Source organism: Mycobacterium sp. Root265 (genome assembly GCF_001428895.1).
Lineage (GTDB): Bacteria > Actinomycetota > Actinomycetes > Mycobacteriales > Mycobacteriaceae > Mycobacterium.
In genome coordinates this window covers 496,510-515,288 of sequence record NZ_LMJA01000031.1, presented here as the reverse complement: position 1 = coordinate 515,288, position 18,779 = coordinate 496,510, and the positions used below count along the sequence as shown (strand labels likewise).

Below are 18,779 nucleotides of genomic sequence, written 5' to 3'. Positions count from 1 at the left end.
GCTCCGCATGCCGTTCCTCACCGATATGTACCACGAACAGAACGCGGTGCAGGAGTCCGCCGACGAGGATGCCATGACGCCCGGCCCCGCCGTGTTCGATCAGCAGGAGTTCCTCGATCGTTTGGGCAGCCGGATAATCGGTCAGCCCGATGCACTCAAAGCGGTGACCCGAGCGGTGGCGATCGGACGGGCCGGGGTCACCGATCCCGGTCGGCCGCTGGCGAGTGTGTTGCTCGTCGGGCCGACCGGGGTCGGTAAGACCGAGCTTGTTCGCCAGGTTGCCGCGGAACTACGTGCCGGCCCGGACGATCTCTGTCGTATCGACATGGCGGCGCTGGCTCAGGAACACTACGCAGCCTCGTTCTCCGGGGCGCCACCCGGATACGCGGGAAGTAAGGAATCGTTCACGCTGTTCGACAAGAACAAGATCGAGGGCGACCCGTTCATGCCGGGGATCGTCCTGCTCGATGAGATCGAGAAGGCTGATCCCACGGTGATCCGCGCATTGCTGCACATCCTGGACAGTGGTTGGCTGCGGTTGGCCAATGGCCGCGAGACGATCTCTTTCCGCAACAGCTACGTCTTCATCACGTCAAACCTCGGCTCAAGAGATGCGGCGCAGCAGCTGCGTCACGATGGTCGGCGGTGGTACCGCAAAGTCCGCCGCACGCACAGCGGACGATCGCGGCAGGCTGTCATCAACGCCGTTGAGGACTTCTTCGATCCCGAGTTCTTCAACCGCATCGACGAAACAGTCGTCATGAATGCCTTCCAGCCCGCAACCGCCCGGCAGGTGACCGCGCTCGAAGTGGAGATCGTCATCCGCAGACTCGCGCGGGAGTCTGTGGAGCTCAGGGTGGATGACGCCGTCCTGGAACTGCTGCAGGACGGCGGATTCGATCCGGTCTACGGCGCCCGTGGGCTGCGTCGAACGATTCGCCGGCAGCTGATCGCACCGGTTGCAGAATGCGTCCTTCACACGCGGCCGGTCGGACGGGCGCCCATCGTGCTGAGGGCGTCAGTGTCGGTCGGATCGGTCTCGGTGGCCGCAGTCCCGGTGATCTAGGGAAGCTTGCGCGGCACCAGCCGCTGCAACTGCGTCACGTGCTCGGGTACCAGCTCGTCGAGCGAGGCGACGCCGAGCAGTCGCATGGTGCGCGAGATCTGGTCGGAGAGGATCTCGATCATCCGGTCCACACCGGCTTCACCGCCGGCCATCAGGCCGTACAGATAAGCCCGGCCGACCAGAGTGAACCGCGCGCCCAGGGCGATGGAGGCGACGATGTCCGCGCCGGACATGATGCCGGTGTCCAGGATGACCTCGGTGCGATCTCCCACCGCCGGCGCGACCTGGGGGAGCAGGTGGAACGGAATCGGCGCCCGGTCAAGTTGGCGCCCACCATGATTGGACAGCACGATGCCGTCTGCACCGAGATCAGCGACGGCCTGCGCATCGGCAACGGTCTGGATGCCCTTGACCACGAGCTTGCCCGGCCACTGCGATTTGATCCAGGCCAGATCCTCGAAGGTCACGGTCGGATCGAACATGGTATCCAGCAGCTCGGCGACGGTGCCCGACCAGCGGTCCAGGGAGGCGAACGCCAGCGGCTCGGTGGTCAGGAAGTCGATCCACCACTGCGGGCGGGGTATCGCGTTGAGGACGGTCTTCGCCGTGAGCGCGGGCGGGATGGACATGCCATTGCGCTTGTCGCGCAGCCGCGCCCCGGCCACCGGGACGTCGACGGTGACCAGCAGGGTGTCATATCCGGCTGCGGCGGCGCGCTCGACGAGCGCCATCGAGCGGTCCCGGTCCTTCCACATGTAGAGCTGAAACCAGTTGCGTCCGTGCGGGTTGGCGGCCTTGACATCCTCGATGGAGGCCGTGCCCATGGTGGAGAGCGAGAACGGGATCCCCGCACGGGCGGCGGCGCGTGCACCCGCGTATTCGCCCTCGGTCTGCATCATCCGGGTGAACCCGGTGGGCGCGATCCCGAACGGCAACTCCGAGCGGCCGCCCAGAATGGTGCAACTGGTGTCGACCTTGGAGACATCCCGCAGGATCGCCGGATGGAACTCGATGTCCTGGAACGCCTGCCGGGCCCGCGCCAGGGACAGCTCGGCCTCCGCGGAGCCGTCGGTGTAGTCGAACGCCGCCCGGGGCGTGCGGCGCTTGGCGATCGCGCGCAGATCCTCCACGGTCAGCGCCGCGGCCAGCCTGCGGGTGCGGGCATTCAACTCGGGCTTCTTGAACTGCATCAGCGGAGCCAGGTCGGCGACCTTGGGGATGCGACGTTTCATGACGGGACCTTTCCTGCCCCGACCGTACGCGGGATGCGGGTGCGCCGGGTGCGGGGTGTGTACTGCTGGGGTGGGAACCTGGTGGCAACGATATGACGCAGCGCCTCGAGATCGCCATCGACCAGGTGGTGGGCACGGGCGCTGATCAGCACGTTGCCCAGTGCGGTGGCCTCGACAGGGCCGGCCAGCACCGGCAACCCGGCGCGATCGGCGGTCAGCTGGCACAGCAGTCTGTTCTGCGATCCGCCGCCGACGATGTGCACGGTGCGCACCGGTGTGCCGGATAGTTCAGCGGCCCGACCGACCCCGTCGGCGAACGCCGCGGCCAGGCTTTCCACGATGGCCCGGACCACCTCGGGCCGGGTCATCGGGACCTGCAGGCCGCGTTCGTCGTACCAGTCGCGTATCCGGCCGGGCATGTCGCCCGGGGCCAGGAAGCGTGGGTCTGCGGTGTCGAAGACGTCGAAGGTGGAGCGCACCTCACCGGCTTGCGTCAGCAGTTCGGACAGGTCGGCACGGTAGCCCTCACGCTGGTACTGCCGGACGGTTTCGCTGAGCAGCCAGAGACCCATCACGTTGTGCAGGTAGCGGATCCGGCCGTCGGCGCCGACCTCGTTGGTGAAGTTCGCCTGCCGCCCGGCCTCGGTGATCACCGGAGCGGCAATCTCCACACCGACCAAACCCCAGGTACCGCAGGAGATGTAGGCCGCGCTGGCGGAATCCATCGGCACCGCGACGACCGCCGAGGCGGTGTCATGCGAGGCGACCGTGGTGACCGTGGTGGCCGGTGTCAGGCCGAGGGGCTCGGACACCTCGCTGAGCAGCGGGCCCAGTTCGTAGCCGGGTTCGACCAGGCCGGGGAACAGATCCGGGCGCAGGCCCAGCCGGGCGGCCAGCTCGTCGTCCCACTCACCCGTGGTGCGCAGTAGGCCGGTTGTCGAGGCGTTCGTGCGTTCGGTCACCTGGCGGCCGGTGAGCCAGTACCCGATGAGATCCGGGATCAGCAGGGCGCGATCCGCGAGATCGATCTGACCGCGGGCCTTTTCGGCCGCCAGCTGATAGATGGTGGTGAACGGGAGGAATTGCAGACCGTTGCGGCCGTACAACTCGGCGGGGTCGATCTTGCGGTGCACTGCACGCACACCGCCGTCGGAGCGGGAATCCCGGTAGTGGTAGGGCAACGAGGCCAGTGCCCCGCCACGCAGCAGACCGTAGTCGACGGCCCACGAATCGACACCCACGGTGACCAGGTTGTCCGACCGCCGGCCCGCCTCGGCCAGCCCGGCGCAGGCCTCCCGGAACAGCCCCGGGACGTCCCAGTGCAGCGCGGCGCGATGGCCGTTCCACAGCTGCACCGGATCGTTGGCGAAGCGGGCGACCTGTTCCAGCTCCAGCCGGCCCGGCCCGATGTCGGCGAGCATCACCCGGCCGCTGGTCGCGCCCAGGTCGACGGCGGCGACCTGACCGGACTTCATCACCTGAGGAAGGCTGCGGCGACACCGGCGTCGACCGGTACGTGCAGCCCCGTGGTGTGCGAGAAATCGCTGGTGCACAACGCGAATGCGGCATTGGCGATGTTCTCCGGCAACACTTCGCGTTTGAGCAGGGTGCGCTGGGCGTAGTACGCGCCGAGCTCTTCCTCGGGCACCCCGTACACCGCGGCGCGCTTGGCGCCCCAGCCGCCGGCGAAGATCCCGGAACCGCGCACCACACCGTCGGGGTTGATGCCGTTGACCTTCACCCCGTGCTCGCCGAGTTCGGCGGCGAGCAGCCGAACCTGGTGGGCCTGATCTGCTTTGGTGGCCGAGTAGGCGATGTTGTTCGGTCCGGCGAACACCGAGTTCTTCGACGAGATGTAGATGATGTCCCCGCCCAGCTTCTGGTCGATCAGGGCGCGGGCGGCGGCCTTGGAGACCAGGAACGAGCCGCGGGCCATCACGTTGTGCTGCAGGTCCCAGTCGGCCGCGGTGGTGTCCAGCAACGACTTCGACAGCGACAGGCCGGCGTTGTTGACAACGATGTCGATACCGCCGAAGGCCAGCGCGCTGGCATCGATCGCGGCCTGTACCGCGGCCTCGTCGGTGACGTCCGCGGCAATGCCGATGGCGACATCGGCGTTGCCGATCTCGGCCGCCGCCTCGGCGGCTTTGTCGGCATCGAGGTCTGCGATCACCACGCAGGCGCCCTCAGCCGCCAGTCGGGTGGCGATGGCCTTGCCGATTCCGGAGGCGGCACCGGTGACCAGCGCGATGCGGGTGGCCAGTGGCTTCGGCTTGGGCATGCGGGCCAACTTGGCCTCTTCCAGGGCCCAGTACTCGATCCGGAACTTCTCCGACTCGTCGATGGGCGCGTAGCTGGAGATCGCCTCGGCGCCACGCATCACGTTGATGGCGTTGAGGTAGAACTCGCCGGCGACCCTGGCGGTCTGCTTGTCCTTGCCGTAGCTGAACATTCCGACGCCGGGGATGAGCACGATGGCCGGGTCGGCGCCGCGCATCGCGGGGCTGTCGGCGGTGGCGTAGCGCTGGTAGTAGGCCTGGTAGTCGGCGCGGTACTGCTCGTGCAGTTCGGTCAGCCGGGCTTTGCTTTCCTCGATGCCTGCGTCGGCGGGCAGGTCGAGGACCAGCGGCTTGACCTTGGTGCGCAGGAAGTGATCGGGGCAGCTGGTACCCAGCCCGGCCAGCCGGGGATGCTCGGCGGCGCCCAGGAATTCGAGTACCGGGGCCACATCGGTGAAGTGCCCGACCTGGGGGCGGTCGGCTGATGCCAGACCGCGGATGAACGGTGCCAGTGCGGCGGCCTTCGCGCGTCGCTGCGTCTCCGGCAGCGCGGCGTACCCGTCCAACGGTGCGCCGAACGGTTGCTCCGCACCGTTGGCGGAGATGTACTCCTCGGCTGCGCGGATGATCTCCAGTGAGTTGGCCTGCGCCTCATCGGAGGTCTCGCCCCACGCGGTGATGCCGTGCCCACCGAGGATGCAGCCGATCGACTGCGGGTTGGCCTTCTTGATCTCCGAGATGTCCAGGCCCAGCTGGAATCCGGGACGCCGCCACGGCACCCACGCCACCCGGTCGCCGAAGATCTTCTGGGTCAGCGCTTCTCCGTCGGCTGCGGTGGCGATGGCAATTCCGGAGTCGGGGTGCAGATGGTCGACGTGTGCGGCGTCGACGAGCCCGTGCATGGCGGTGTCGATCGACGGCGCGGCGCCGCCCTTGCCGTGCAGGCAGTAGTCGAATGCCGCGACCATCTCGTCCTCGCGGTCCACGCCGGGGTAGACGTCGACGAGGGCGCGCATGCGGTCCAACCGCAGCACGGCCAGTCCGCTCTCGGTGAGGGTGCCGAGGTCGCCGCCGGATCCCTTGACCCACAACAGGTCGACATTCTCACCGGTCACCGGGTCGGTATCGGTGCCCTTGGCCGAGGTGTTGCCGCCGGCGTAGTTGGTGTTCTTCGGGTCCGAGCCGAGCGCGTTGGAGCGTGCGATCAGTTCGGCGACTGTGGTGTTGTTGGCCATACCTATGCTCCCCACGAGGATTGGGTTCCGCCGACGCGGGCGGCGTTGATGGTGTCCTGGTATCCGCTGTCGCGGAACGCGGCCATCGGGTCGGCCGGGAGACCCTGGGCGGCGCGGCGTTCGGCGAGCATGGGACGGACGTCGGTGTAGAAGGCGTCCATGAAGATCTCGTTGGCGCCCAACACATCCCCAGATTCCTGCGCGGTGGTCAGTGCCTCGGTGTCCACCAACCCTGCGCGTGCCGTCATCTCCTGGACGTTGAGCACCGAGCGGATCTGGCCGGGGATCTTCTCCTCGACATTGTGACACTGATCGAGCATCAGGGCCAGGTCGGAGCCGCTGTCCAAACCGCCCCCGCGGATCACCTCGAACATGATCCGGAACAGCTGGAACGGATCGGCCGCCCCCACGATCAGGTCATCGTCGGCGTAGAAGCGCGAGTTGAAGTCGAAGGAGCCGAGCTTTCCCAGCCGCAGCAGCTGAGCCACGATGAACTCGATGTTCGTACCCGGCGCATGGTGTCCGGTGTCCAGGCACACCTTGGCCCGCGCGCCGAGCGCGGTCACGTGTGCGTAGGACGTGCCCCAGTCCGGGACATCGGTGGCGTACATGGCGGGTTCGAAGAACTTGTACTCCAGCACGAGTCGCTGCTCGGCGCCGATGTGCTGGTAGATGGCAGCCAGCGATTCGGCCAGCCGGTCCTGGCGGCCGCGGATGTCGCCCTGCCCGGGGTAGTTGGTGCCATCGGCCAGCCAGATCTTCAGATCGCGGGATCCGGTTTCGTTCATCACCTCGATGCAGGCCAGGTGATGGTCGATGGCCTTCTGCCGCACCGCCTTGTCGGTGTGGGTGAGGCTGCCGAACTTGTAGGCGTCGTCCTGGAAGGTGTTGGAGTTGATGGTGCCCAGCCGAACCCCGAGGTCCTCCGCGTAGCGCCCGAGAGCGGCGTAGTTCTCGACGGTGTCCCACGGAATATGCAGGGCGACAGCCGGTGCCAGCCCGGTGAGCCGGTGCACGGTGGCGGCGTCGGCGAGCTTCTCCTCGATGGTGCGCGGCGTGCCGGGGGTGCCGAACACCTTGAAGCGGGTGCCGGAGTTCCCGAATGCCCAGGAGGGCAGTTCGATGGCGAGATTGTCCAGTGCGGTATTCATCTGCGGATTCCTCAGACTGCGGTGTAGGGGGCTTGTGCCGGTGCGCTGACCGGTGCGCCGTAGCGCTCGGATTCGATCTGCTGCAACGACTTACCCTGCGTGCGGGGCGCCCAGACAGCGCCGATGATCAGGGCGACGGTGAGCAGTCCGACCAGCAGGATGCCCACGGTGGTCAGGCCGGTCGCAGCGAGCATGGTGGGGAAGAAGTAGCTGAGCAGACCGGTGGCGGTGCGCACCACGAAGAACATGATGCCCTGGGCGCTGGCCCGGTACGGGGTGGCGAACAGCTCGCTGGCCCACAGGCTGTAGAAGGCCTGGCAACCGATGCCTGCCGAGATGCCCCACAGCACAGCGAAGATCAGCATCGTGGAAATACCGCTGTCGGTGAAGGCGACCAGCACGATCCAGCCGACGATGCCCAGTGCGGCACCGAAGATGTAGAGGGCGCGCTGGGAGACCCTGTCGGCGTAGCGCATGAAGCCGAAGTAGGTGGCCGCCACCGTGCACCCCCACACCAGCACCTGCAGCAGGTTCTGCTGCACGGGGCTGTGCAGACCGGCGGTGTCATAGACGCGGGGCATGAAGATGCCTGCCTGGCCTGCCACGGTGTTCCAGAACAGGTAGATGCCACCGAGGAACAGCAGGGCGGTGATGTTCACCTTGCGGGAGAACAGGCCGCGCACACCACGTGCGCCGACCGAGGACTGCAGCTCGCGGCTTTCGTCGACGGCTTCCTCTTTCCAGATCTGCGACTCCTGCAGGCCCTGCCGGATCCACCAGACGACGGCGGCGACCACGAACAGGTGCACGAAGATGATGCGCGACCCGAGCAGTTCCAGCGGCGCCAGCGCCGCGGCGAGCGCGAAGCCGATGAACGGCCCGACCGACCAGGCGAGCTGGGCGGTGCCCACATGCTTGGCGCGCTCACCCGACGGCGCCTGCTCGGCGATATAGGTCCACGAGGCGGGCACCCCGGCGCCGACGGCGATACCGGTGATGATGAAGGCCGCCAGCAGCATGGTGAAGTTCATCGCGAAGGCGGCCAGCAGCACGCCCGCCATGTACACCAGCAGGTCGTAGGTGTAGATCGCCTTGCGCCCGAAGCGGTCACACAGCGGCCCGCCGATCGCGGCGCCGATGGCCGCGCCGAAAGCGTTGGCACTCAGGGCGGCCAGCAGGCCGACGGCGAAATTGCTGATGCCGAATTCGGCCTGCCAGAACCCGAGGCTGGTGGCGATCGCGATGATCGATCCGGCCTCGATGTAGTTCGACATGGCGACCGAGATTGTCGCCCGCCAGCCAGTGGTGGAGCGCGCTCCGATTTTCATGGGTGTCCTAGGTGTGTGCAGAGGTGGGGGTGATCAAGCGAGGTGGAAGTATTCGGTGAGCAGCTCGAGGCTGCTGTCGGGGTGGGCCTCGGTGCGGAAGTACTGAGCCATCTGCTCCTGCCACTTGTCGTTGATCGCGGTCCGGCTCATCTCGGCGGTGGCGCGGGCGAAATCATCGGTCTCCAGGTAACCCACCACCATGCCCTCGTCGGGGCGCAGGAACAACGAGTAGTTGTGCCAGCCGGCGGTACGCAGTGCGTCGAGCATCTCGGGCCAGACCTCGGTGTGCGCCTCGAGATAGTCGTCGACGCGGTCGGGCTTCAGGTGCATCACAAAGCACACGCGTCGGATGTCGTCCATTCGCCACTCCCTGATTGAAACGTTTCAATTTGTGATTGGGGCAACAATAGGACGTGACCGCCGACACGTCAAGCGCCCTCGTGCGCCGCCGTTCAGGTCCAGTTCAGGCCCTTGTCGAGAGCCGGGTCACCAGCTCGGGCTGGAACAGCACGTGACGGGGATGGCGGCCTGCATTCTCGGTCGCCTTGATCAGTAGATCGATTGCGGTGCTGCCGATTTCGATGCTGGGCTGGCGCACCGAGGTCAACGGGACGACCGCGGAACGGGCGAACTCGATATCGTCGTAACCCACCAGCGCGATGTGCCCGGGCACCGTCACATCGCCCATCAGGGCCAATGCCTGCAGCACACCGATGGCCACCAGATCGTTGGCGCAGAAGATGCCATCGGGCCGGTGCGGTGCGGGACGGTCGCGGATCTGCTCGCCGACGGCGCGGCCGGCCAGCACTGTCAGCGCCGGTGTCGTGATGACCTCCAGTTCGGCATCCGGTACCCGTTGCAAGGCGTTGCGGGCGCCCTGCAGACGGTCGCGGACCTGGCGCAGCTCGGGTGGGCCGCCGACGAAGGCGATCCGGCGTCGTCCGATCCCCGTCAGGTGCTCCACGGCCAGCGTGCCGCCGGCCACGTCGTCGACCGCGACCGAATCGAATTCCGTTCCGGACCCGTCGCGGTCGACCAACACGACGGGAGTGCCGCGCCGGCGCAGCACCTCGAGGCGGTCGAAGTCATCGCCGACCGGGGATACCAGCAGCCCGAACACCCGCTGCTCGTCGAAGGCGTCCACATAGGAGCGTTCGCGCTGCGGGTCGTCATCGGAGGTGCCCAGCAGCAGGGTCAGATTGTGTTCCAGCGCCCTGGCCCCGGCACCGCGGGCGATATCGGTGAAGAACGGGTTGCCCACGTCCAGTACGACCAGGCCGACGCTGCGGGAGCGGCCCGCCTTGAGCTGGCGGGCGGCGTCGTTGCGGACGAACCCGAGTTCGTCGATGGCGGCCTGCACCCGGGCCACGGTGGACGGGGACACCTTGTCGGGCGAATTGAGCACGTTGGACACCGTGCCGACGGACACGGCCGCCGCCGCGGCGACCTCCCGGATGCTCACCATGCGCGGTCGATCGCGTGGGCACGGACCGCGGGGGCGATCCAGGAATTCAAAAACGTCCGCAGGTCACGGCCGGTGCGTGCCGGCCGGCCCGGATCCAGGATGAACGACTGCAGGGTCCGCAGCATGAACTCGACCAGCTCGTCGAGTTTGTCCCCGGCGAAACCCGCTGCCGCCCAATCGACATCGAAGCGTTCCAGGATCGACCGGCCGAAGCCGATCGCCACATCCGAGGTCACCCCTGCGGTGAAGGCGCTGGCCTTGCCGGGTTGTAGGACCAGGCTCAGGTACCTGTCGTGCGGAAGTTGCTCGAACGTGTAGGCCAGGCCTTCGATCACCGCCTCCGTCGGGTCGGTGATCGAACCCAGCTGATCGGCCAGTCGATCGAGAAACGCCGCCACCGAGGACACGGCAGTAGCGGCGAGCAGGGCCTCCTGGGTGGGGAAGTAGCGGTAGACGGTCTGCCGGGTGACCCCGAGGGTCTGTGCCACCTCGGACACGCTCACCGTGCCGTGGGTGTCGATCGCCGTGCGGGTGGTCGCGATGATCCGGTTCACCGCGTCGTCGTCGTCGACCGGGATGTCACCCGACCAGCCATGCCTGCGCATGAGTCGATCGTCGCATGATCTACGCGGAAGGCTTGACAATACAATCAACAGTAAATGTATGGTCTGGATATGATCCCCAGCCCACCGAAGAGCACCGACGAAGAGCTGACCCGCCGCGCGCTGCGCCATGCCCTCGCCGGTACCACCGATATGGCCGACCGCGAACTGAAAGTGCCGCTGCACTATTACCGCGATCCGAAGATCACCGAAATCGAGGAATCCCAGATCCTGCGCAGGGTGCCGCTGGCCATCGTGCCGTCGGCGCAGATCCCCGGGCGCAACGACTATGTGGTGCGCACCGTCCTCGGCGATTCGTTGTTGGTCACCCGGGACCGCACCGGCAAGAGCCACGTCCTGCTGAACTACTGCCGCCACCGGGGTGCCATGCCGGCCTGCGGTGCCGGCAACGCCGCCAGATTCGTGTGTCCGTACCACGCGTGGACATACAAGAACACCGGAGAACTCTTCATGGTGCCCGGCAAGGCGGGCTTCGACTCGATGGACGTCAAGGACTACGGCCTGGTCGAACTGCCGTCGGAGGAACGCTACGGATTCATCTGGGCGGTGCTCACCGCGGACGCCGGCATCGATCTGGATTCCCATCTGGGGCCACTGAAAGATGAACTCGCACTGTGGGACTACCGCTCCTACGGCTATCACACCGAACGCGAATTCTCGTCAGAGGTGTCCTGGAAGGGGGCGCTGGAGGCGTTCGCCGAGGGCTACCACTTCCCGTTCGTGCACGGCGAGAGTCTGATCGGGCAGAACACCCTGCCCAACACGGGTGTCTACGATGAGTTCGGCAAGCACCACCGCATCGGATTCCCGTTCACCTGGATCAAGAACCTCGCCCCCGGGGCGACGGGTGAGACAGGGGGTGACCCGTCCGCGACCTTCGATCCATCGGCCAACATGGGCGTCATCTACTGGGTGTATCCCAATCTCATCCTCGCCAACAGTCCTGTCGGCGTGGAGATCATCGACATGCTGCCCGAGGGGGACCCGACCCGCTGCACCGTCCGGCACAGCTGGATGGGGCGCATTCCGGCGACCGATGACGATATGCGCGCGCTCTACGACACCGTCTACGAGGGTGTGCACGCTGCGGTGCGCGATGAGGATTTCGCGATGCTGCCGCAGTGCGGACAGGGCGTCCGGCACGGTCAGCATGACCATATGATCATCGGTCGCAACGAAATCGGAGTGCAGCACATGATCAAGGTCTTCGCGCAGGAGCTCGGCGTGGCGCTGGGGTAGCCGCGGCGGCGGCCGCCATCAGGGTGTCTGCCAGCCGGGTGCCCGCAGGCGTCATCCGCGCCGCCGGCGGTGAGGCCAGATACACCTGCCAGGTGACCTGTTGCGCCAACGGATGTGTCTGCAGATCGGGGAACCGGTCGGCCTCCGATGCCGGCATGAAGGTGGTGCCCAGGCCGTTGCGGACCAGCTCGGCGATCGCCGCGAACCCGGCGGGCACCTCGTACGGGGTGCGCGATTGCACACCGGCGGAGTGGAACGCGTCGTCCATCAGGCGCCGCAGGCCGAAGTTCGGCGGGAAGCCGACCAGCTCGGCATCCGCAAGATCCGCGAGATCGATCGCACCGCCCGCGATCTGCGCCTCCGCCCGGCGGCAGACGTAGACCATCGGCTCCTCGAACAGCAGGCGCATGTTCAGACTCGGTGGAAAGCGCTCCGGTACCGACACCAGTGCCAGGTCCAGTGAGCCCTCGGTGAGCGCAGACAAGTAGGCCGACGCGCCACTCTGGCTCAGGTGCAGTCGGAGTCGGACATGCGGATGGTCGCGATGGAACTGCCCGAGAGCGGCCGCGACATCCAGCGGACCGAAAGCGATCAGCGAACCGAATTCGACGGTACCCGAGAGGGTTCCGCGGAACTCCTGCACCGACTCCGCGGCGGACCTGGCCGTGTTCAGTACCTCCAGGGCGTGACTGCGGAACCGTTCGCCGGCAGCGGTCAGGCTGATCTGCTGGCGGGACCGGTCGAACAGCTGCACATCGAGTTCGCGCTCGAGCTTGGCCACCGAGGCCGACAGTGCGGACTGCACGACGTGGGCGCGGGTCGCGGCGCGGGAGAAGCTCATCTCGGCGGCCACCGCGACGAAGTGCTCGAGCTGGCGTAACTCCATCTCGTCAGCCTATCGACAGCAGTGATGACACGTATCGAAAGCAATCGTTGGACTTGATCGGTCTCAGGGGGTGTGATGAGCGGGTGGATATCAGCAGACGGAATTTCGCCCGCATCACCACCGCGGCGGCGGGTGCGTTGACACTCGCGGCGTGCACGACCGCGCCGCAGGCCACCGGAGCACCCGCGCCGGCACCTCCCGCGCCTGCGCACACCCTCGGCCCGGTGAAGCAGATCAAGGCCGGCCTGCTCGACGTCGGCTATGTCGAGGCCGGCCCGGCGGGCGGGCGGCCGGTCATCCTGCTGCACGGCTGGCCCTATGACATCCACAGTTACGCCGATGTCACCGCTGACCTTGCGGCCCAGGGCTTTCGGGTGATCGTGCCGTTCACCCGCGGGTTCGGATCCACCCGGTTCCTGTCCGGTGGCACCGTCCGCAACGGGCAACAGGCGGCGATCGGCCACGATGTGATCGATCTGATGGACGCACTGAACATCCCCAGCGCCATCCTCGGCGGGTATGACTGGGGTGGCCGGACAGCCAATGTGGTTGCCGCACTGTGGCCGCAACGCGTGAGCGGGCTGGTGGCGGTCAGTGGCTACATCGTCGTCAACCTCGCGGCGAACCTGGAACCGTTGTCGCCGCAGGCCGAGTACGGCTGGTGGTACCAGTACTACTTCGCCACTCCGCGAGGTGAACTCGGCTACCGGCGCAACACCAAGGACTTCAACCGGCTCATCTGGCAGAACGCCTCACCGCTGTGGCAGTTCGCGGACTCCACCTACGACCTGAGCGCCGCGTCCTTCGACAACCCCGACCACGCCGAGATCGTCGTGCACAACTACCGGTGGCGGCAGAGCCTGGCGCCGGGTGAAGCCCGCTACGACGCCGACGAACAGCGGCTCGCCGGCCGCCCCACCATCGCCGCGCCCACCATCACCGTCAGCAGCGATTTCGACGGCCCGGCCAAGGACGGCACCGGTTACCGCAAGCAGTACACCGGGCCGTACGAGCACCGGGTCCTCGACGGCATCGGGCACAATGTGCCTCAGGAGGCGCCCGCCGACTTCACCGCCGCGGTGGTCGATGTCAGCCGGATGTGACCAGAGTTTGTTGTCGTACCCCTCTGCGATAATCGTGATATGTCGCCTCCCGCAAACGTTTACGCCGAACACGTGCCTCCGGTGCGGCGTATCGAGGTGTTGTTCGATGAGATGGCGGAGTTGACCGGGCAGCGCAATGCGATCGATGGCCGGTTGGTGGAGATCGTTGCCGAGATCGACGGCAGAGGCACGGATGACGGCAACTCCTTGTGGGGGGCCACCGGATGCCGATCGATCGAAGCGCTGGTGGCGTGGAAGGCCGGGGTCAGCCCGCGCCGGGCCGAAGCCATGGTCGCCGTCGCACATCGCATCGACGAACTTCCCCGCTGCACCCAGGGCTTGCGGGAAGGCCGGGTCTCCTTGGATCAGATCGGGGTGATCGCTGAAGGCGGTGGCGAGGGCTGCGATGAGCATTACGCGGAGTTGGTGAAGGTCGCCACGGTCAGCCAGCTGCGGACCGCGGTCAAGCAGGAACCCCGGCCTGAGCCCGAGTCCAAACCCGAACCCAGGCGCAAGATCACCACCATCGAGGGCGACGATTCCACGACGTGGCGGATCACCCTGCCCAAGGTGGAGGCCGCGAAGTTCGAGGCCGGCCTGCAGTCACACCGCGATGCGTTGGTCGCGGACTGGAAACGCGACCACGACACGCACGACAGCATCGACCCCGAGNAGGCCGCGAAGTTCGAGGCCGGCCTGCAGTCACACCGCGATGCGTTGGTCGCGGACTGGAAACGCGACCACGACACGCACGACAGCATCGACCCCGAGGACGGCAGTAAACGCCAGTACGACGACGAGCCAAAGATCTCCGAGCAGGCACCGCCGTTCCCCGACGGGGTGGATGCGTTCATGAGCCTGGTTGAGGCCGGCTGGGACACCGAAGTGCAGCGGCGCCCGCACGGGCAGCACACCACGGTGGTGGTGCATGTCGATGTCGAGAAGCCTGTGGCGTCACTGCATCTGGGTCCTGCGCTGACAGCAGACGATCGGCGATATCTGCTCTGTGATGCGACGTGTGAGGTGTGGTNGTGGCGTCACTGCATCTGGGTCCTGCGCTGACAGCAGACGATCGGCGATATCTGCTCTGTGATGCGACGTGTGAGGTGTGGTTCGAACGCCACGGCCGCCCCATCGGGGTGGGCCGGGCGACCAGAACGATCAGCCGCCGGCTGCGCCGCGCCCTGGAGCACCGCGACCAGACCTGCGTTGTCCCGGGTTGCGGGGCCACCCGAGGTCTGCATGCCCATCACCTGGTGCACTGGGAGAACGGCGGGGCGACCGAGCTGTCCAACCTGGTCCTGCTCTGCCCGTTCCACCACCGGATGCACCACAAAGGCGGCATCACCCTCACTGGACCCGCCGAGAACCTGAAAGTCACCGACAGCGACGGTGAAACCCTCATCAACGCGTCGCTGGCCCGGCCACCGACGGTACCGCCACCCGACGTAGCACCGTGCCCGGGACCGCTCGGGGAACGCGCGCAATGGTGGTGGTACACACCCTTCGCGCCACCACCGCCGACGACCAACTAGGCGCCGGTTACTCCAACACGAAAACCGGGATCTGCCGGTCGGTCTTGGTCTGGTACTCCGCGTACGGCGGGTAGGCGTCAACAGCGAGCTTCCACCAGTGTTCGCGCTCGGCGCCCTCGATCTCGCGGGCGGTCAGCTCCACGACCTTGTCGCCGTCCTGGGCGGTGACCTGCGGGTGGGCCTTCACGTTGTGGTACCAGGACGGGTGCTGTGGATCGCCGCCCTTGGAGGCGACCATGGCGTACTTGCCGTTCTCCTCGACGCGCATCAGTGGCACATAGCGCTTCTTCCCGGACTTGGCGCCGGTGGTGGTGAACAGCACGACCGGGCGGTCCAGGACCTCGACCCCGTCGGTGGTGCCGTTCTCGATGATGCGTTTGGTCTGTTCGCGTACCCAGTCGGTGGGGCTCAGCTCGGGGTTGTCAGTCATAGGGCCAATAACAGCACGCCCGGCGCCGGCTATTCCACATCTTGACCGGATCTGAGACCCTCGCCGGGTGACTGCACGCGGTGATGTCTTCATATCTGTGCCCGAGCTCGTCCAGCGGCTGGACGCCGGCGACCCGACGACCATCCTGGATGTCCGGTGGCAACTGGGTGCGCCCGACGGGCGTGACGCGTACGAAGCCGGGCACCTACCCGGAGCGGTGTACGTCGCACTGGAGGAGGAACTCAGCGATCACGGCGTGGCCGATCGCGGTAGGCATCCGCTGCCGTCCGGCACGGATCTGCAGGAGGCCGCCCGGCGGTGGGGTGTGCGCCGCGGGGTGCCGGTGGTGGTCTATGACGACTGGAACCGTGCGGGGTCGGCCCGCGCCTGGTGGGTGCTGCGCGCCGCGGGCATCGATGATGTGCGCATCCTCGACGGCGGGCTGGCGAGGTGGCGGGCTGCCGGGGGTGCGGTGCAGACCGGGTCGTCGACACCGCCACCCGGGGACATCGTCGTCGAACACGATGATCTGTACGCAGGCGCACTGCCGACACTGACCGCCGAGGAAGCCGCCGAACATCCGAACCTGCTCGACGCCCGCGCGCCGGAGCGGTTTCGCGGCGAGGTCGAGCCTGTCGATCCGGTGGCCGGCCACATCCCCGGCGCCAAGAACCTGCCCAGCACGTCGGTACTGACCGACGATGGGACCCTGCTGTCCGAGGATGAGCTGGCGGCGCTGGCCTGGTCGTTCGGCGGTTCCGAGCAGGTCGGGGTGTACTGCGGCTCGGGTGTCACCGCCGCTTTTCTGGTGGCCGCCCTGTCGGCGGCCGGAGTGGACGCGGCGCTGTTCCCCGGCTCGTGGTCGCAGTGGAGTGCGCAGGACGGACCGGTCCAGACCGGTGATCAGTGATGGGCGATCATCTTGACCGCCACCACCGCGGCACCCGCACCGGCGAGCAGTAGCACGGCCATTGCCTGCTGCCACCAGACCAGCCCCGCCCGGTGCACCGCCGCGAAGGCGATGAGCCCCATCTCCGCGACCAGGAACCACATGGCGATCCACACCGCGGTGGGGGTGTCCAGTACGCCAAAACCGGCCAGCGCCAAGATCAATGCGGGCGCCGCCGCAGCCTGCAGGATCTGACCGGAGGATGCCAGCATCGCCCAGGCCGCCCGACCCCGCGGCGCCTTTCCCTCCACGCTGAGCCGGGCGATGAATTCGGCCAGCAGCGCCGCCGCCCACAGCCCGCCCGCGGCGACCGCGACGTCGATCACCCGGAACCAGGCGTTGGTGTCGATATTCGTGTAGCGGGCCAGTGCCGCGAGGGTGGCCAGACACGAGATCGCGCCGTACATCCGCTCCCGCAACGCGGCCACCACATGTTCGACCTCCGGGCCGTCCTGCACCGTGGGCGGCCTCACGTCAGCCGCTCCAGCAGGAAGGTGCCGATCTCGCGGATCGAGGTGTCCATGATCTCGCGGTTTCCCTGAGTGTTGAAGGCGTGATCGACCGGGTAGGCGGTGTGGGTGACATCGACGCCGCCCTCCCGCAGCCGGCCGGCGATCTCCACCATCTCCGGGCCCAGGGTGTCGAGGTCACCGGTCTGGATCAGGGTGGGCGGCATCTTCTTCGGCAGGTCGGTGTCGTGGTACGGCGATGCGACCGGACTGTCGTGACTGGCCGGGTCCACGAAATAGAGGCGGGCCGAAAGCTTCTGCAGTGTCGGAGAAATCGCCGCGTTGGCCTTGGGCGACGTGCGGTCGGTGCGCGTGCAGTCCGCGACCGCGTAGGACAGCACCGCCGCGCGCAGTGTGATCGCGGTGTCGTGCGCGTACTGCGCGAGGTTCATGCTGAGCTTGGCGCCGGCGCTGGCCCCACCGACACTGACCCGCTCGGCATCCCAGCCCTGCTGGTCGGCATGATCGAGCGCCCACTGCAGCACATCGATGCACTCCTCTTCTGCCACAGGGAATGTCACCTGCGGGGCAGCGTGATAGTCGATCGCGAGCACCACACAGCCGATATCGGAGGCCAGGTAGCGACAGATGTGGGCGTCCTCGTGGGTGTTGCGCAGCACGAAGCCGCCGCCGTGGATGTCGATGTGCAGCGGCGGGCGGCGGGTGGCGGTGCCGCTCAGCGGCGACGCGGGATGCGGCCGGTAGACGAAACAGCGGACCGGCCCGTGCCGGGTGGGCACCCGCACCACGGCGGGCGGGTCGAGACGGTGCGCCGGTCTGGGGATGTTGGGTGGCCGGAACACCAGCGGAGCGGCCTGCTGCGCCAGGTACGCCAGCGCGTACTCCAGCGGCGCGATCCGGGGGTTCGACATGGCTGACACGCTACCGTGGGCTATCGCCGGTCCCTACGGAATCGGCCGCACCGTCAGCATCTGCGATGACGCCCCGATCGGCCCGCTGTCGTCGTGAATGATGCTGTGGGTCAAGCCGAGTCCGTCGGCGCTGAACGACACGGTGGTGTCGAAACCCAGCCAGTCGCCGCGCGGCTCGGCGAACAGGTGTGCGGTCAGGTCGATATTGGGAAAGCTCACCTCGGTGGGCTCGGCGCGCACGGCCAGCCCGTTGGCGATGTCGAGCAGTCCGATGGCCCGGGCCGATGGACTGACCGGTTCACCGGCGACCAGCCCGGTATCGGTGCGCACCCACGCGCAGGAGCGGCCCGGCGCGTGCGCGAGGCGGCGCACCTCGGCCGATGCGATGAACCCACCCGGCCATACCCCCGACATGTCCCAGGACGGCATCTCGCCGGCGCCGGGGATCGACGGCAGCGCCGAGCCCACCAGATGTGCGGTCGGGAACCGCTGCATCAGCCAGGCGCGCAGCACCAGCACCGCGCGGCCGCCGTGGCTCATCGTCGCCTCGACGAGTTCGATGCTGCGGCCCGGTCGTAGCACCCGGACCGCCACCTCGACCGCCGCGACGGGCACCGTGCCCAGGATGTCGTAGGACAACCGGGTCAGCGGTAACCGGTCGTCACGACGGCGGTCACGGTCACGCTCGATCACGTGCGCGAGGAGTCCGAGGGATGGCGCGATGTGCTGCTCGGAGGGGCTCCAGGCACCCAGGGTGTATTCGGTGGCCCGGAAGCTCGAATCGCCGAGACGTTCGAAGTAGTGCATTGTGACCAAACGTTACAGCCCAGAATCGCGTCGATCGGATAGCTGGTGTCGCCACCTCGGTTCGGCCATC

The 18,779-nt window shown here is 67.3% G+C and carries 18 protein-coding genes and 2 pseudogenes; 7 read left to right on the top strand and 13 right to left on the bottom strand.

The window, feature by feature from the left end; genetic code table 11:
* The first annotated feature begins 7 nt into the window (after positions 1-7).
* On the top strand, positions 8-1,066 hold the full coding sequence (locus tag ASE48_RS28290; protein ID WP_057170467.1) for an AAA family ATPase: 1,059 nt from the start codon (positions 8-10) through the stop codon (positions 1,064-1,066).
* Here the strand turns inward: ASE48_RS28290 and ASE48_RS28285 are convergent.
* The 8 genes from ASE48_RS28285 to ASE48_RS28250 form a co-directional block, all read right to left on the bottom strand.
* Complete coding sequence (locus ASE48_RS28285) at positions 1,063-2,298, bottom strand: alpha-hydroxy acid oxidase (RefSeq protein ID WP_057170466.1); 1,236 nt, start codon at positions 2,296-2,298, stop codon at positions 1,063-1,065. The genes ASE48_RS28290 and ASE48_RS28285 overlap by 4 nt on opposite strands.
* Entirely contained in the window at positions 2,295-3,773 is a 1,479-nt protein-coding gene (locus ASE48_RS28280; protein ID WP_057170465.1) for a rhamnulokinase, read from the bottom strand. The genes ASE48_RS28285 and ASE48_RS28280 overlap by 4 nt, the downstream gene beginning before the upstream one ends.
* Positions 3,773-5,812 carry a bifunctional rhamnulose-1-phosphate aldolase/short-chain dehydrogenase gene (locus ASE48_RS28275; protein WP_057170464.1) on the bottom strand — a complete coding sequence of 680 codons (2,040 nt, stop codon included), beginning with the start codon at positions 5,810-5,812 and terminating at the stop codon, positions 3,773-3,775. The genes ASE48_RS28280 and ASE48_RS28275 overlap by 1 nt, the downstream gene beginning before the upstream one ends.
* 2 nt (positions 5,813-5,814) lie before the next feature.
* Entirely contained in the window at positions 5,815-6,963 is a 1,149-nt protein-coding gene (rhaI, locus tag ASE48_RS28270; protein ID WP_057170463.1) for an L-rhamnose isomerase, read from the bottom strand.
* Between the two features lie 11 nt (positions 6,964-6,974).
* Positions 6,975-8,291 (bottom strand): MFS transporter, encoded by a 1,317-nt coding sequence (locus tag ASE48_RS28265; RefSeq protein ID WP_057170462.1) that lies wholly within the window; start codon positions 8,289-8,291, stop codon positions 6,975-6,977.
* Between the two features lie 33 nt (positions 8,292-8,324).
* Positions 8,325-8,651 (bottom strand): L-rhamnose mutarotase, encoded by a 327-nt coding sequence (locus ASE48_RS28260; RefSeq protein WP_057170461.1) that lies wholly within the window; start codon positions 8,649-8,651, stop codon positions 8,325-8,327.
* A 103-nt stretch (positions 8,652-8,754) separates the two neighbouring features.
* The gene (locus ASE48_RS28255; RefSeq protein WP_057170460.1) at positions 8,755-9,756 is read right to left on the bottom strand and encodes a LacI family DNA-binding transcriptional regulator; all 1,002 of its coding nucleotides are present in this window, start codon (positions 9,754-9,756) and stop codon (positions 8,755-8,757) included.
* Positions 9,750-10,361 (bottom strand): TetR/AcrR family transcriptional regulator, encoded by a 612-nt coding sequence (locus ASE48_RS28250; RefSeq protein WP_057170459.1) that lies wholly within the window; start codon positions 10,359-10,361, stop codon positions 9,750-9,752. Before ASE48_RS28250 ends, ASE48_RS28255 begins: the two co-directional genes overlap by 7 nt.
* Positions 10,362-10,424: 63 nt before the next feature.
* Between ASE48_RS28250 and ASE48_RS28245 the strand changes: the two genes are divergently transcribed.
* Complete coding sequence (locus tag ASE48_RS28245; protein WP_442928781.1) at positions 10,425-11,618, top strand: aromatic ring-hydroxylating oxygenase subunit alpha; 1,194 nt, start codon at positions 10,425-10,427, stop codon at positions 11,616-11,618.
* On the opposite strand, the gene ASE48_RS28240 is transcribed toward ASE48_RS28245, so the two are convergent.
* Positions 11,578-12,504: a LysR family transcriptional regulator gene (locus ASE48_RS28240; RefSeq protein WP_057170458.1), complete on the bottom strand. Its 927-nt coding sequence runs from the start codon at positions 12,502-12,504 to the stop codon at positions 11,578-11,580. The two genes, ASE48_RS28245 and ASE48_RS28240, sit on opposite strands and share 41 nt — an antisense overlap.
* An 83-nt stretch (positions 12,505-12,587) precedes the next feature.
* On the opposite strand from ASE48_RS28240, the gene ASE48_RS28235 reads away from it, so the two are divergent.
* The 4 genes and pseudogenes from ASE48_RS28235 to ASE48_RS33570 all read left to right on the top strand — a co-directional run.
* Positions 12,588-13,607, top strand: a complete 1,020-nt coding sequence (locus ASE48_RS28235) for an alpha/beta fold hydrolase (RefSeq protein WP_442928773.1) — start codon at positions 12,588-12,590, stop codon at positions 13,605-13,607.
* 39 nt (positions 13,608-13,646) lie between these two features.
* Positions 13,647-14,279, top strand: a pseudogene (locus ASE48_RS33580) (DUF222 domain-containing protein); the annotation flags it as partial.
* Between the two features lies 1 nt (position 14,280).
* Positions 14,281-14,637: pseudogene (locus ASE48_RS33575) on the top strand (DUF222 domain-containing protein); the annotation flags it as partial.
* A gap of 1 nt (position 14,638) precedes the next feature.
* Positions 14,639-15,142 (top strand): HNH endonuclease signature motif containing protein (locus tag ASE48_RS33570; RefSeq protein WP_162264281.1); only part of this gene is annotated, 504 nt, incomplete at its 5' end.
* A 7-nt stretch (positions 15,143-15,149) separates the two neighbouring features.
* Here the strand turns inward: ASE48_RS33570 and ASE48_RS28225 are convergent.
* Entirely contained in the window at positions 15,150-15,572 is a 423-nt protein-coding gene (locus ASE48_RS28225) for a nitroreductase family deazaflavin-dependent oxidoreductase (protein WP_057170457.1), read from the bottom strand.
* Positions 15,573-15,639: 67 nt separating this feature from the next.
* Between ASE48_RS28225 and ASE48_RS28220 the strand changes: the two genes are divergently transcribed.
* Positions 15,640-16,482 carry a sulfurtransferase gene (locus ASE48_RS28220; protein WP_057170456.1) on the top strand — a complete coding sequence of 281 codons (843 nt, stop codon included), beginning with the start codon at positions 15,640-15,642 and terminating at the stop codon, positions 16,480-16,482.
* Here the strand turns inward: ASE48_RS28220 and ASE48_RS28215 are convergent.
* From ASE48_RS28215 to ASE48_RS28205, 3 genes are read right to left on the bottom strand one after another with little or no spacing between them, the layout of a single operon-like run.
* A complete protein-coding gene (locus ASE48_RS28215; RefSeq protein ID WP_057170455.1) occupies positions 16,476-16,994 on the bottom strand; it encodes a hypothetical protein in 519 nt (172 codons plus the stop codon). The two genes, ASE48_RS28220 and ASE48_RS28215, sit on opposite strands and share 7 nt — an antisense overlap.
* On the bottom strand, positions 16,991-17,902 hold the full coding sequence (locus ASE48_RS28210; protein ID WP_057170454.1) for an alpha/beta hydrolase: 912 nt from the start codon (positions 17,900-17,902) through the stop codon (positions 16,991-16,993). The genes ASE48_RS28215 and ASE48_RS28210 overlap by 4 nt, the downstream gene beginning before the upstream one ends.
* Positions 17,903-17,935: 33 nt before the next feature.
* Positions 17,936-18,709, bottom strand: coding sequence for a thioesterase family protein (locus ASE48_RS28205; RefSeq protein ID WP_057170453.1), 774 nt, complete (start codon positions 18,707-18,709; stop codon positions 17,936-17,938).
* Between the last annotated feature and the right edge of the window lie 70 nt (positions 18,710-18,779).

What these genes read in the sequence shown, in the direction of transcription:
- ASE48_RS28265 (WP_057170462.1), bottom strand. Translation starts at nt 8,291, where the DNA reads ATGAAAATCGGAGCGCGCTCCACCACTGGCTGGCGGGCGACAATCTCG.
- ASE48_RS28240 (WP_057170458.1), bottom strand. Translation starts at nt 12,504, where the DNA reads ATGGAGTTACGCCAGCTCGAGCACTTCGTCGCGGTGGCCGCCGAGATG.
- ASE48_RS28285 (WP_057170466.1), bottom strand. Translation starts at nt 2,298, where the DNA reads ATGAAACGTCGCATCCCCAAGGTCGCCGACCTGGCTCCGCTGATGCAG.
- ASE48_RS28275 (WP_057170464.1), bottom strand. Translation starts at nt 5,812, where the DNA reads ATGGCCAACAACACCACAGTCGCCGAACTGATCGCACGCTCCAACGCG.
- ASE48_RS28210 (WP_057170454.1), bottom strand. Translation starts at nt 17,902, where the DNA reads ATGTCGAACCCCCGGATCGCGCCGCTGGAGTACGCGCTGGCGTACCTG.
- rhaI (WP_057170463.1), bottom strand. Translation starts at nt 6,963, where the DNA reads ATGAATACCGCACTGGACAATCTCGCCATCGAACTGCCCTCCTGGGCA.
- ASE48_RS28225 (WP_057170457.1), bottom strand. Translation starts at nt 15,572, where the DNA reads ATGACTGACAACCCCGAGCTGAGCCCCACCGACTGGGTACGCGAACAG.
- ASE48_RS28255 (WP_057170460.1), bottom strand. Translation starts at nt 9,756, where the DNA reads ATGGTGAGCATCCGGGAGGTCGCCGCGGCGGCGGCCGTGTCCGTCGGC.
- ASE48_RS28260 (WP_057170461.1), bottom strand. Translation starts at nt 8,651, where the DNA reads ATGGACGACATCCGACGCGTGTGCTTTGTGATGCACCTGAAGCCCGAC.
- ASE48_RS28205 (WP_057170453.1), bottom strand. Translation starts at nt 18,709, where the DNA reads ATGCACTACTTCGAACGTCTCGGCGATTCGAGCTTCCGGGCCACCGAA.
- ASE48_RS28290 (WP_057170467.1), top strand. Translation starts at nt 8, where the DNA reads ATGCCGTTCCTCACCGATATGTACCACGAACAGAACGCGGTGCAGGAG.
- ASE48_RS28250 (WP_057170459.1), bottom strand. Translation starts at nt 10,361, where the DNA reads ATGCGCAGGCATGGCTGGTCGGGTGACATCCCGGTCGACGACGACGAC.
- ASE48_RS28280 (WP_057170465.1), bottom strand. Translation starts at nt 3,773, where the DNA reads ATGAAGTCCGGTCAGGTCGCCGCCGTCGACCTGGGCGCGACCAGCGGC.